Raw genomic sequence first — 13,378 nt, 5'->3', positions numbered from 1 at the left:
TTTTGGTCTGATACGCACCATATCCCCCTCACCCTTTCTGAAAGATGACGCGGATCATTCCGATCTTGTCGAATTGGTAACAGTCTCCCCCTGTGACATGATCGCCACAGAATGGGGGCTTCTACCCCTGGGGCGGCGGTGCTAGATGAGAGGGACAGCCCCGGACGAGGGCGCCCAAGATGGACCCGTGCCGATGACCAAGCCGCGCTTTGACGCCGATTCAGCCAACCTGCTGGAAGATTTGATCCGCCGCGCCCGTGCCGCCGGGGCCGACGCGGCCGATGCGCTGCTGGTGGATGGCGCCTCGCTGTCGCTTTCCACCCGCCTGGGCAAGCCGGAGGGAATCGAGCGGTCGGAAGGCGGCGATCTGGGGCTGCGGGTCTTTGTCGGCCAAAGCATGGCCATGGTCTCTTCCACCGACCGCTCCCCGGCGATGCTGGCGGAACTGGCAGAACGCGCCGTGGCCATGGCGCGGGCCGTGCCGCCCGATGCCTATTGCGGCATCGCCGATCCGGATGCCATCACCCATGACTGGCAGGATCTGGACCTGTGCGACCCGGCAGAACCCACCGCCGAGGAACTGATCGAGGCGGCGCAACGGACGGAGGATGCCGCCCGCGCCGTGGCCGGCGTCACCAATTCCGACGGGGCCGATGCCAGCTGGAGTCGCAGCCATGTGGTGCTGGCGGCCAGCAACGGCTTTGTCGGCGGCTACAGCGTCTCCCGCCGTTCGCTTTCCGTCTCCGTGCTGGCCGGCCAGGATACGGGCATGGAGCGGGATTATGATTACCATTCAACCGTTTATGGCAGCGATCTGGAAGACCCCGCGCTGATCGGCCGCCGGGCCGGCGAAAAGGTGGTGGCCAAGCTGAACCCCCGCAAGGTGAAAAGCCAGTCGGTGCCGGTGATCATCGATCCGCGCTTGTCCGGCGGCATGATCGGCTCCCTCTGCGGGGCGATTTCCGGCGGGGCCATTGCGCGCGGCACCAGCTTCCTGAAGGACAAGCTGGGCCAAGCCGTGTTCGCCCCCGGCATCACCATCGTGGAAGACCCCCATCTGCGGCGCGGCCTGCGCTCCAAGCCGTTCGATGCAGAGGGGATTGCCAACCAGCGGCGGGAGCTGATTGCCGACGGGGTGCTGACCACCTGGCTGCTGGACCTGCGTTCAGCGCGTCAGCTGGGGCTGACTACCACCGGCCACGCGTCGCGCGGCACGGGCGGCCCGCCCTCCCCCAGCCCCACCAATGTTTATATGCAGCCGGGCAGCCTGTCGCCCAAGGAGCTGATGGCAGACATTAAGCAGGGTCTCTACATCACCTCCCTGATGGGCCAGGGCGTCAATGGGGTGACGGGCGATTATTCGCGCGGCGCTGCCGGCTTCTGGATCGAGAATGGGGAGATTGCCTATCCGGTCAGTGAGATCACTGTGGCCGGCAATCTGAAGGACATGTTCCGCAACCTGACCCCGGCCAGCGATCTGGAGCGCCGCCATGGTATCGACGCGCCGACCCTGCGGATTGAGGGGATGACGGTGGCGGGTATCTAAGCTACCGCCTGCCGCACCATGTCTTCCAGGCGGCTGACCCGCATATAAAGGCTGTGGCTGCGTTCCAGCAGGGAACGCAGCCCCGTCGGCAATTCAGCATTATCCGGCCCGGAAGGGTCGGAGCAGATTTCACCACCGGAGAGGGCAAACTCCTCCCCCACGGCGCGGGCCTGCGTCATCTCCCCGGCATAGACGGCCTTCTGCGCCAACATCCAGGCCATCACCTGGGTCAACCGGCTGGTGACGCGCATCGATTCGTAGGAGACCTGCAGGCGTTGGCCCGGTGCCAGACTGCGCTGATCAACCCCTTCCTGGAAGGCGACATAATTGCGCGCCTCCACCAGCAGGGACATTGTTTCGTCATAGGCCTTATCGATGAAGGGGCTCGGTCCGCTCACCCTGATCTCCCCTCTGACGGCGCTCCTCGCGCCGTTTCGCTGCTAAACAGTCTAAGGTCTAACAGCACCGGCTGGCAACCAATCCCAAAGCGTATGGTGTAGGCCGCTTGCGATTTCCACCAACCCGGCCGGGGTACGATTTTTTCACCCCGCCCCCCTCTTGAAGCGGCGGCGGGGCCTGCTTAACTCAATAGCATGGACGGGCAGCCCAAGCGGGGGTCCGGGACCATATAGCCAGGGAACCGGCCGAGATCGGGGGTTCCCGTCACCTGTATCGCTCGTGGAGGATACCTATGCGTAGCTATGACCTGTCGCCTTTGTTCCGTTCCACCGTCGGCTTTGACCGCGTGACGCGCCTTCTGGAGGCTGCGATGAACGGGGAGGATAATGGCAGCGCCTATCCGCCCTATAATATTGAAAAGCTGGGTGACGATAATTATCGCATCAGCATGGCGGTGGCCGGTTTCGCCATCGACGATATCGACATCACTGCCCACCCTAACCTGTTGATCGTGCAGGGCAAGGCTAAGGAGCAGGAGGGCGGTACCTTCCTGCATCGCGGTATTGCCGGCCGCGCCTTCGAGCGGCGTTTCCAGCTGGCCGACCATATCCGCGTGACGGAAGCCAATCTGGAAAACGGCCTGCTGCATATCAGCCTGGTTCGGGAAGTGCCGGAAACCCTGAAGCCCCGGACCATTCCGATCATCGCCAATGTCGCCCAGAAGGCGGTTCCCGCCCCTGTCGCCGCGTAACAAATTTAACGGAAGCGACCAGCGATGGGATATCCCATCGCTGGTCGCATGATTCGGCATAAAAAAAGGGGGCCAAGACCGGCCCCCTTTTTCTTTAACCCAGCGCCATCCGGGGGCGGTACGGCACCCGGTCGCCGTTTTCATCCGCTTCCAGATGCAGCAGCGGGGCATCCACGTGGCCCAGCACGCGGGCACCGGCAGGCGTCAGGCGGATCAGCTCCGCCTCTTCCGTCACCAGCGCTGCCTCCACCCCGGCCTCACGGGCCAGACGGGCATGGGCCGTCAGGTGCATTTCCGTGCCATGCACCGGCAGGGCAAACCGCGGACGCACCAGTTCATAGAGTTCCCGCAGCTCATTGGCCCCGGGATGGCCGGAAACATGCAACGGCAAGCCGTTCAGCAGATCCGTGCCCATCAGGATTTCCACCCCGCGATGCCGCAGTTTGGAGACAACCTTTTCCACCGCCTCCTCGTTGCCAGGGATGATGCGGGCGGAGAGAACCACCGTGTCACCCGCGCCGAAGGCGGGGAAACGACGGTCACCACGGGCCAGACGGGCCAGCGCCGCACGCTCTTCGCCCTGCCCACCAGTGCAGACCAGCGCCACTTCGGACTTGGCCAGACCCTTCAGATGGGACGGCTCGGCCAGGAAGTCCGGCACACCATCCAGCAGGCCCAGGGAACGGGCCACCGCCTCGGAATTGCGCATGGAACGCCCGGCCAGCGCCACCTTGCGGCCAGCGGCCACACCGGTGACGGCAGCAGAGGCCACGCGGGCCACATTGGTGGCAAAGCAGCAGATGGCGATCTGCCCCTTGCGGGTAGCGAACAACCGGGCGAAGGCGGCGCGGACCTGCGCCTCCGACGTGACCGGCATATCCTTGTGGGCGTTGGTGCTGTCGCACAGCATGGCCAGCACGCCGGCATCGCCCAGACGGCGCAGTTTTTCCTTGTCGGTCGGCTGGCCGATCATCGGATCGGGATCGAACTTCCAGTCGCCGGTATGCAGCACCGTGCCCACCCCGGTCTGGATGGCCAAGGCCACCGGCTCGGGAATGGAGTGGGTCAGCCGCACCGTATCAATGGTGAAGGGACCAACCTTGAAGCTGGAGCCGACAGTGAACACATGCCGGGTCACCGCATCCAGATTGTCCTGTTCTTCCAGCCGGCGGGAGATCATGCCCATGGCAAAGGGCGTAGCCCAGATCGGCACGTTCAGCGCAAAGGGCCACAGGCGGTCAATGGCGCCGATATGGTCTTCATGCGCATGGGTGACGATCAGGCCCAGCAGCCGGTCACGGATGGGGGCCAGGAAGGTGGGGTCGGGAACGATGGCGTCCACGCCCTCATGCCCTTCATCGGGGAAGCTGATGCCGGCATCCACCAGCAGCCAGGCCCCATCATGGCCATAAAGGGTCCAGTTCATGCCGATGCGGCCCAAACCACCCAGGGGCACAACCAGCACTTCGCCACGGCCGGGAACCGGCCAGCGCGAACCGAAATCAGTATATCGGTTTAAGGGAATAACCTTGGACGTGGTGGTCCCAACATCTTCCCGATGGTCCGCCACGGACCCGACGGGGGCGTTGGCGGTTTGGTCCGCATATGCGGAGCCTAGCAAATCTTTATTCATAGGTGGCTTAGGTATGCGGGACCGTCGGCGAACTGTCAATCAACCAAACGGTCCCGCATCCCTGCCCCGCCATGGGGGCGGGTATGATATCAATCTCCATCAGGTGCCGGGCGGGCGCATCCGCGCCCTTGGCTTACGCCGCACGTGCGGCGGGCCGGCAGTCGCCGGCCTCCAACCCGCCTGAAGCGAAACATTCAGGCGGGTTGGCATCACGCCGCGGAGGAGGCGACCGACCAGCTGACACCGAACGGGTCGCGCAGTTGGCCATACCGGTCACCCCAGAACTGCCGTTCCAGCGGCATGGCCACTTCTGCGCCCGCCGCCACCGCCCGGTTCCACCAGCCATCCACATCCTCGGCGACATGGATATGCAGGGTGAAGCTCTGCGGCGGCTGCAATGGATGGCCATATTCGGGGAAGGCATCGCACAACAATAAAGAGCCGCCATTGATGTAGAGATGGCAATGCATCAAGCGCTTGCCATCCTGGGCCGGCATCCGCGCCACCTCTTCGGCCGCGAAGGCCTGCTTGTAGAAATCGGCCGCCGCGCTGGCATCACTGACCACGATATGCGGCACCACGCCCCCATATACGGGCGGGTTCTGCGGGGTTTTATCCTGCTCGCTCATCGATCCATCCTCCGGCTACGCCCCCTTCCCTTCGGGAGGCGTTCCAAGGACGGCAGACATCCTATCGGGCCGACAGGGTGCCGCAAATATTTTCAGGAAGTCGCCAACTGATCCAGATATTGCCGAATTTGCGCCGCCTCTGCCGGGGTACGGGCGCGGGCGATGGCGCGGTCGAAGGCGGTCCGCGCCTCCCCCCGCCGTTCAAGCTGCATCAGAAAGGCGCCCCGCACCCCGTGATAATGGAAATAACTGTCCAGCCTTTCAGCCAGCGGGTCGATCAGGTCCAAAGCCGCCGCCGGCCCCGCCACCTTGGACAGGGCCACCGCCCGGTTCAGCGTCACCACCGGCGACGGCTGGATCTGTTCCAGCCCGCGGTACAGCAATTCGATCTGCGGCCAGTCGGTTTCCGGCGGGCTGGCGGCACTGGCATGAAGGGCGGCGATGGCCGCCTGAAACTGATAGGGGCCGCGCCGGCGATGGCGCACCGCCTTGTCGATCAGGGCCGTTCCCTCGGTGATCATGGTGCGGTTCCATAAAAACCTGTCCTGTGCCTCCAGCAGGATGATACCGCCATCGGCATCGAACCGCGCCTTCTGGCGGGCATGTTGCAGCAGCATCAGCGACAGCAGCCCCATGATCTCCGGCTCGGCCGGGAACAGGCGCAGCAGCAGCCGGGTCAGGCGGATGGCCTCAGCACATAGCGGCGCCCGGTCGCGCAGTTGCTCCCCGCTGGCCGAATAGCCCTCGTTGAACAGCAGGTAGAGCATGGCGGCCACACTCTCCAACCGCTCCGCCCGTTCCAGCGGCCCCGGCGTCTCAAAGGGAGCATCGCCGGCGCCGATGCGCCCCTTGGCGCGGGTGATGCGCTGTTCCATGGCGCTGTCACTCACCAAGAAGGCACGGGCGATCTGGCTGACCGACAGGCCGCAGACAATGCGCAGCGCCAAGGCAATCTGCTGCGTGGCCGGCAAATCCGGGTGGCAGCAGATGAACAGCAGGCGCAGCACATCATCCCGGTAATCGGCATTGTCCAGCCGGTCGGCCAGCGGCGTTTCCGCATCCTCCAACTCGGACAGCAGTGCTTCATCCGGCAAAGGCTGCTGGCGGGCCTGGCGCCGCACATGATCCAGCGTGACATTGCGGCCCACCATGATCAGCCAGGCCACCGGGTCGCGCGGCGGGCCGTTACGCGGCCAGTGCCCCAATGCCCGCAGGCACGCCTCCTGAAACGCTTCCTCCGCCTTTTCCAGATCGCGGAAATAGCGCAGCAGGGCGCCCACCACCTGCGGCCGGGCACAGACCAGGGTGCGGTCGATCCAGGCGGGATCGGGTGGTTCGGCATTCATGACCCGGCAACCGCCCCCGGCATGAACAGCGACAGCGGCCGCAGCTCATAGCAACCGTTGGTGCCGCTGGCGCGGGCCAGTTCCTGGGCGGTTTCCACCGCCTCTTCCAGCCCCTCACAATCGACAATATAGACGCCCAGCAACTGTTCCTTGGTCTCCGCGAACGGACCGTCCAGCACCAGCGCCTCCCGGCCCTTGCGCACCGTGGTGGCCGCCGTGGTCGGCAGCAAGCGGAAGACGGGGCCCAGCCGCCCGGCCTGGGCCAGTTTCTCCGTCACCACGGAGAGCTTGCCGATGACGGCATCGTCCTCCTCTTTGCTCCAGGAGCCGACCACATCCTCATTATCGTAGCAAAGAATGGCGTACAGCACGGCGCAGCCTCCCTCGTTCTTGTCGCTTCCAAGGACGCTGGATTATGCCGGATGCCGACAGCAGGTTGCGGGATTTTTTACGGCGCCCCTCGCGATGGATAGGCTCATGAATTGCGCAGTCGTGAAGCAGAATTTGAGTGGCGGGAGAATTCCAACGTGATGCCGTATGTAAACAGCCCCTAGGTAGATCGGAAACGTCATGATAAAAAGATGCCAGACCAATTCCAATGGGTCTGGTGTCTTGAACGATTGGGTAAGGCCAGGTTGGAGAGCCTTATGAGTGATGCTGTGGCGGATCGCCCTTCGCGCCCCGACATGCCGTCGGGTGACCGGCTTTATCAGGATCTGGCGCGCCGCCTGATCACGGAATTGGCCTCTGGTCGTTATACCGTGGGCAGCCGGCTGCCGGCAGAACGCGAACTGTCCTTGCAGTACAATGTCTCCCGCCCCACGGTGCGCGAAGCGATGATCGCCCTGGAAGTGCAGGGCTTTGTTGAGGTGCGTGTCGGCTCCGGCGCCTATGTCAGACGCCTGCCCGGCAAAAACGATATGACCGGCTTCAACATCAGCGCCTTCGAATTGTCGGAGGCGCGGCTGCTGTTCGAAGGCGAGGCGGCGGCCCTTGCCGCCACGCAGATCCGCGATGATGAACTGGCCGACCTCGCCCATCTGATTGGGGAAATTCAGCGAGAAAACAACAATCCCTCCGGCACGGAGAAGGCGGATCGCGCCTTTCATGTTGCCATCGCGCGGGCGACACGGAATTCCGCAATCCTGGAGACTGTGGAACGGCTGTGGGAACTGCGCTCCCTGTCGCCGGAAAGCGCCCTGCTGCACCAAAAGGCGCGCAGCGCCAATATCAAGCCTGTCGTTGATGAACATGCCGCCATCTATGACGCGCTTTGCGCGCGCGACCCGGCGGCGGCGCGCACCGCCATGCGCGCGCATCTGACCGCCGTGCTGGACAGCCTGCTGTTCGCCACCGAGGAAAAGGCCATTGAAGAGGCGCGCAATGCCGCGCGCAAGAAGCGCGAACGCTATACCAAACTTGCTGGATAAAGGGCCCCGATCCGCCCAGAGCCCCCTACCCGTCAATGCAAAAGGCGGCCTGACCAGTTTATACCAAGAGCCATGGATCATGACTCTTGGTATCCATATGCTCCCTCAGACCCCGGGCGCTGCCTCCGGCAGCGTGGCTTACGCGCCCATGAGGGTGCTAAGCCGGCCGTCGCCGGCCTCCAAGGGTCATGTCCCATGCCCCTTGGTATCAGGCCGCCTTTCCCTTTATTTCCGCACCACCTCCACCGCCGAGACGATGGCCTGACCCTTGATCGGGACGAACTGCAAAGTGAGGTTGCCACCCTTGACCTTGACGGTGAAATCCCGCTGCACCAGGGTCAGCGGTGCCCCGGCGCTGGCGGCAATATCCAGGGCGCGGAGCTTTTTTTCCCCATTGGCGATGACATCGAACTGCCGTTCCCCCGCTGCGGCGGCAGGCTCAATAAAGGACAAGGTCACCTGATAGGTGCCATCCTGCACTGGCAGGCGATAGGTGAAATCCCCTTCCCGATAGCTGGAGATCAATGCTGTATCGCTGGTGCCGTTCACCGGTTTGCGGGGTGGCGGCGGGCCGTAACCGCTGGGGGGCTGCACATTGCGGGCCGTCCCGCCGGTGAAGAAAGTATCGGAGCCAAAGTGGCCGGCGCTGGCCTCTGCGGCGACCAGCGCACCGCTATCGATACGGAAGCTGCCGGCAGAACCGCTCGCCAGGGTCCAGAGGACACTGTCCGTGACCGCCCCTTCCGTGAACAGCCCGGTGGCGGTCACCTCATTATTCCCTTCATCCAGGGGCACATTTTCCCAGATGCAAATCTTCTGGGGGCAGTCCTTGCGCAACCCCAGGCTTCGCCCGTTCAACAGCAGCTCGGTGGCGGGGGCGTTGCTGTAGACCCGGATAGGGGTGACCGGATAGGCCCGGTCGACATAGCGGCGGCCGGTGATATGGACGGTGGGGGCCGGGTTCCAGTTGGCCTTGTAGAAGAAATAGGCGTCCTTTCTGATCTTGCGATCATAGGTCACCAGACCCTTGGTATTGATATCCTCCGCGTCACCTTCCCGGCGCACCAGCGTGGCGAAGTCAAAGGCGTTCCAGATCCAGCTGGCCCACAAATCCTCGCGCGGCCCCAGCACCGACCAAGCCTGTTCATGGATATAGCTCATGAATTCTTCGGGCTGGTCACGGCCGCGCGCATCCACCGGCCCGCCCAGCGGGTCATCCGTGTGGATCGTCACCGCGCCGCCGGCACCATATTCGCTGAGGGAAAGCGGCTGATTGGGCCGCGCTGCACGCAGCGCATCCAGATTGGGCCCAAGATCGGCCGGTTTACCGTAATACCAGCCGAAATAGCGGTTGGCGCCGGCCAGCTCCACCTCTTCCGACACCAGCGGGATATAGGCGTCACCGAACATGCCGCCTTCGCAGCAGGTGGCCAGCACCGTGGGGCGGCTGGGATCGGTGGCCGTGCTCAACACCCGCAATTCCCGCAGCAACGGGGCCGGATCGGAACCGGGCGTGATCCCGATGAAGGGGGCTACCGGGGTGGTGCCGAAATCCACCTCGTTGGCGATGCCCCAGGTGACGACGGCGGCATGGTTCTGGTTCTGCCGGATCAATTCCTGCAATTGCTGGCGCACATTGGCCAGCAACCCATCCGTCGCCACCTTGCCGCCGGGCGGTGCCCAGGCCGATACCAGCGGGATTTCATCCCACAGGATCAGCCCGTAGCGGTCGGCTAGTTCATGGATGGTGGGGCCGTGTTGGTAATGGGTCAGCCGGATGGTGTTGGCCCCCATCTCCCGGATGATGGCGATATCGGCGGCGATGTCCTGCTCATCCATCGCCCAGCCCTTGCCCTCCAGATCCTGATGCAGGCCGACGCCATGCAGGCGCACCGGCTTGCCATTCAGGATCAGGCCCCGGGCCGGGTCGAACCGCACCTCACGGATACCGAATTTCTGGGTCACCCGGTCCAGCAGCTGACCGCGTGCATCCTGGAATTCGACCACCAGATCATAGAGATAGGGATCGGCGGTGCCTTGCCACAGCCGGGCATTCGTCACGGATAGCGGCTGGTCCAGGCTGGCCGTGCCGCCGGGGGCCAAACTGGCCGTCTGCGTTCCTTCCGCCGCGACGCGGCCATCGGCATCCACCAGCTTGGTGACGATTGTGACCTTGGCCTTGCGGGCGCCGCTGTTGCGCGCCTGGATAGCGACCTGCACCTGGGCGCTGGTCCCGTCCAGCGCCTTGGTCGTGGCATAGATGCCAGGGCCGCCATGATCAAGCATGTCGGCATGGATATCGCTGGTCGCCACCAGGGCGACATTGCGATAGATGCCGCCATGCACGAAGAAATCACCGGCCAGCGGGAAAATATCGGCCGTCGCCGCACCCGGCACCGGCTTACTGTTATCCGCCTTCACGACCAGCAGGTTCGGCTGGCCCGGCTTCAGCGCCGCCGTGGCATCCAGGCGGAAACGGGAGAAACCGCCATCATGCTTTCCCAGATACTGGCCATTCAGCCAGATATCGGCCCGGCGGCTGACTGCATCGAACTGCAGCCAGGCGCGCTTGCCCTTGAAGTCCGCTGACGGGGTGAAGGACAGGCGATACCAGCCGGTACCCTGGGTCTTTTCCAGATTATCCGGCTTATTGATCCGGTCCGGCGAGGGCATCTTGTAATAGCCGACCCGGTTCCAGGTATGTGGAACGGCAACGGTGGACCAGCCCCCATCGGGGAAATCCACCTTTTCCGCGCCGGTCGCATTCCCCAGGCGGAACCGCCAGCCCTCCTTCAGCGCCATGGTGATCCGTGGGTCCGCCTTGCCGGCCGTTTCGGCCCAGGCCACACCGGGGAAAGTCCCCAGTGCGACGATGGCGGCGAAGGTTGTGGCGAGCAGTGTGTGCTTCATCGGGAGCCTTCGAGCTGAGTGTGACTGCTGATGACAGGGTTCATACCTACCCGCCTAAAGGTTGACTTTAGGCGGGTAGGAGGCCGGCGACCGCCGGCCCGCGGGCACGTGCCCGCGCAAGCCAAGGGCGCGGATGCGCCCGCCCGGCGCCTGAGGGAACGCGAAATCTCCCTGGATCGGTCACGATCAAGGGAGATTGGTATCACATCAATATTTGATCGAGAAACGGGCCCCCAGATAACGGCTGGCATCGCGCGCCCGGCGTCCGCGCAGGTCAATCGCCGGGGACGGGTTCGGATAGGGATTGGCGATCAGGCCGTTGGTCAGATCATTGACGCTGGAGAAATAATGCTTGTCGAACAGGTTGCGGGCAAACAGCGTCAACCGGTAGCGACCTTCGGCCTTATCCTCAAAGGCGATGCTGAGATTGGTGATGCCGTAGGAATCTTGCACCGTATTGGGATTGCCCCGCAGATCGAAATTCACCTCGCTCTGCCAAGCGTAATTGACATTAACCGTGCTGGTAAAGGGCAGTTCCCCCAGCGGCAGTTCCCAATCCGCCCCGACATTGAACTTCCATTTCGGGGAATTGGCCAAGGTGTGGCCGGCCAGATCCTGGGCGCGGCCACCCGTTGACCGCAGGGTGCAGCCCTGCGCCGCCGTCTGCCCGAAATAGCATTCCGCCGTGGGGAAGGAACGGATGACTGCATCAACATAGGCAACACTGCCATTCAGGGTCAGGCTGTCCGTGGCCAGCCACGATCCCTCTGCCTCCACCCCTTTGGTGCGCAGCTTGCCGACATTGGCCAGGAACAGGCTGCCCCCGAACTCCGCCACCTGCGACTGGGCCTGGAAGTTATTATAATCAGTCAGGAAGCCGGTCAGGTTCAACCGGGCGCGACGATTAAGGAAACTGCCTTTCATGCCCAGTTCGTAGCTGTTCGCGGTTTCCGGCTGTACCGGGTTGCGCGCCGGGTTGTCCGGCCGGGTGAAGGAAGTGGTCAGGTCGAAGGCCTGCCCCTTATAGCCACGGGAATAGGTGGCGAACCCCATCACATCGTCGGCAAATTCCTGCTGAATGCCGGCCTTGCCGGTCACAACGCTGTCATCGGAGGAACCGCTGGTCTTGAAGGGCGGGTTGCCACCAGCATTAAGGTAGCGGTCATAGGTGAAGCTGATATCCTCCCGGCTCCAGCGCAGGCCGGCGATCAGCTTGGTGCCTTGGGCGATGGCATAATCGGCCTGACCAAAAATCGCGTAGGTCTTGGACCCGGTCTCCCCGCGCCAATCGCCCGGCTGGGCCGGGCCGGTGCGGGTGAAACGGCGGGTGAAGCTGTTATCGGCATAGTAAAGGCCGGCAACATATTGCAGGTCGGACTGGCTGGTGGTTGCCAGACGCAGTTCATTGCTGAACGTGTCCCCCCGGAAGAAACCAAACTGGGTCAGACCGTTGGGCAAGCCGAACAGGGGACCGCTGGCCCCGTCGAAATCCGCCAGATCATTGGCGGAATAATGGCTGCGGGCGGTAATATTGGTCAGCACATGCTCATCCAGATACAGGTTGAGCTTGAGATTGCCGCCATAATCCTTCGCGTCTGAAACCGGGTCCGGATCGACACGGGCATCGAAATTATTGGGGCCGGGCGTGATCCCCACCAATTGAGAATTGGTGGTGACACCAAACAGATTGCGGATGCCGGGCGTCTTGCGGATCGAAACAAACTCGCAGCAATCCGCCTCGGTCTTAGAATAATAAGCGGACAGGGCAGCATCGAACTTGTCCGACGGCTGCCAGAGCAGCTTGCCCCGGTAATTCTCCGTGTCGCGGCCATTGATCATCCGACCGTTGGTCACATTCTTGATATTGCCATCATAGCGGCCGATGGCAGCGCTGAGCCGGAAACTCAATTCATCGCTGATCGGGCCGGACAGGCCGGCGGCATAGCGCTGCTCATCATCATCGGTCACCGTCACTTCGGCAGAGCCGCTGAACGTGTCGGTCGGCGCCTTGGTGGTGATGTTGATGACGCCGGCCGAGGCGGACTTGCCGAACAGCGTGCTCTGCGGGCCGCGCAGCACCTCAATCCGTTCAATATCCTGCAGGTCGTTGAAGCCCTGGCCGGACAGGCCCACGGCCACATCGTCGATCACCACCAGCACGGCGGCTTCCACACCGACAGAGAAGGCCGACGTACCGACGCCACGCAGAACGACAGAGTTATTGTTCTGGTCGCCCCCTTGCGTAACGGTCAGGCTGGGGGAAAGCTGGGTCAGATCCTGCAATCTGCTGCCGCCGACATTGGCCAGGGCATCGCCGCCGATGACGCTCATGGCCACAGGCACGTCCTGCGCGCTCTGCTGCCGCTTCTGCGCGGTAACGACAATCTCTTCCAGCGCATAGTCAGCATTGTCGGCTGTGCCTTGGGCGATGGCCGGTGCTGCCAGACACATCAAGGTCACGGCAGAGCACATCATGGAACGCGTCATCATTCACTCCCTGAAAGTTTATTTTTGATCTGGAACGGACAGATACAGGCCGCCTTGGGTGAGATACGATCCGGTCCACACAGGCCCCCACCCAGCCACTGGATTTACCGGATCGGTAAACTGGCATTACCAATAATGCTCAATCTTGGCGGCCGTCAAGCACAGGTATATCGGCCAGACCGGCCATGCCAGTGGCAAGCTCCATAGGGGTAAGCCCCACCAGTTTCTTTCAAAACAATTCACTAAC

Annotated in this window: 10 protein-coding genes; 3 read left to right on the top strand and 7 right to left on the bottom strand. The window is 63.2% G+C overall.

All coding sequences use genetic code 11. The annotated features are described in order from the left end of the window. Positions 1–193: 193 nt before the first annotated feature. Positions 194–1,546, top strand: coding sequence for a TldD/PmbA family protein (locus tag CHB97_RS04695; RefSeq protein ID WP_089286726.1), 1,353 nt, complete (start codon positions 194–196; stop codon positions 1,544–1,546). On the opposite strand, the gene CHB97_RS04690 is transcribed toward CHB97_RS04695, so the two are convergent. Next, positions 1,543–1,944, bottom strand: coding sequence for a DUF1465 family protein (locus CHB97_RS04690; RefSeq protein WP_089286725.1), 402 nt, complete (start codon positions 1,942–1,944; stop codon positions 1,543–1,545). The two genes, CHB97_RS04695 and CHB97_RS04690, sit on opposite strands and share 4 nt — an antisense overlap. A gap of 293 nt (positions 1,945–2,237) precedes the next feature. Between CHB97_RS04690 and CHB97_RS04685 the strand changes: the two genes are divergently transcribed. After that, entirely contained in the window at positions 2,238–2,696 is a 459-nt protein-coding gene (locus tag CHB97_RS04685; protein WP_089286724.1) for an Hsp20 family protein, read from the top strand. 94 nt (positions 2,697–2,790) lie between these two features. Here the strand turns inward: CHB97_RS04685 and CHB97_RS04680 are convergent, their stop codons facing one another. The 4 genes from CHB97_RS04680 to CHB97_RS04665 form a co-directional block, all read right to left on the bottom strand. Next, positions 2,791–4,161 (bottom strand): ribonuclease J, encoded by a 1,371-nt coding sequence (locus CHB97_RS04680; RefSeq protein ID WP_160105561.1) that lies wholly within the window; start codon positions 4,159–4,161, stop codon positions 2,791–2,793. A gap of 377 nt (positions 4,162–4,538) precedes the next feature. Then, the gene (locus CHB97_RS04675) at positions 4,539–4,958 is read right to left on the bottom strand and encodes a glyoxalase/bleomycin resistance/extradiol dioxygenase family protein (RefSeq protein WP_089286722.1); all 420 of its coding nucleotides are present in this window, start codon (positions 4,956–4,958) and stop codon (positions 4,539–4,541) included. Between the two features lie 92 nt (positions 4,959–5,050). Further along, positions 5,051–6,304 (bottom strand): RNA polymerase sigma factor, encoded by a 1,254-nt coding sequence (locus CHB97_RS04670; protein ID WP_089286721.1) that lies wholly within the window; start codon positions 6,302–6,304, stop codon positions 5,051–5,053. Then, on the bottom strand, positions 6,301–6,675 hold the full coding sequence (locus CHB97_RS04665) for a YciI family protein (protein ID WP_089286720.1): 375 nt from the start codon (positions 6,673–6,675) through the stop codon (positions 6,301–6,303). The genes CHB97_RS04670 and CHB97_RS04665 overlap by 4 nt, the downstream gene beginning before the upstream one ends. Before the next feature lie 276 nt (positions 6,676–6,951). On the opposite strand from CHB97_RS04665, the gene CHB97_RS04660 reads away from it, so the two are divergent. Then, positions 6,952–7,734, top strand: coding sequence for a FadR/GntR family transcriptional regulator (locus CHB97_RS04660; protein ID WP_089286719.1), 783 nt, complete (start codon positions 6,952–6,954; stop codon positions 7,732–7,734). Between the two features lie 225 nt (positions 7,735–7,959). Here CHB97_RS04660 and CHB97_RS04655 read toward each other — a convergent pair whose 3' ends face one another. Together CHB97_RS04655 and CHB97_RS04650 are read right to left on the bottom strand one after the other, a co-directional pair. Then, positions 7,960–10,644, bottom strand: a complete 2,685-nt coding sequence (locus CHB97_RS04655) for a glycoside hydrolase family 2 TIM barrel-domain containing protein (RefSeq protein WP_089286718.1) — start codon at positions 10,642–10,644, stop codon at positions 7,960–7,962. Positions 10,645–10,851: 207 nt separating this feature from the next. After that, complete coding sequence (locus CHB97_RS04650; RefSeq protein WP_089286717.1) at positions 10,852–13,134, bottom strand: TonB-dependent receptor; 2,283 nt, start codon at positions 13,132–13,134, stop codon at positions 10,852–10,854. Between the last annotated feature and the right edge of the window lie 244 nt (positions 13,135–13,378).

It is taken from the genome of Azospirillum sp. RU38E, assembly GCF_900188385.1.
Classification (GTDB): domain Bacteria; phylum Pseudomonadota; class Alphaproteobacteria; order Azospirillales; family Azospirillaceae; genus Niveispirillum.
Note: the sequence above shows the minus strand (reverse complement) of the source record. Positions and strands in the feature narration are given on the sequence as shown.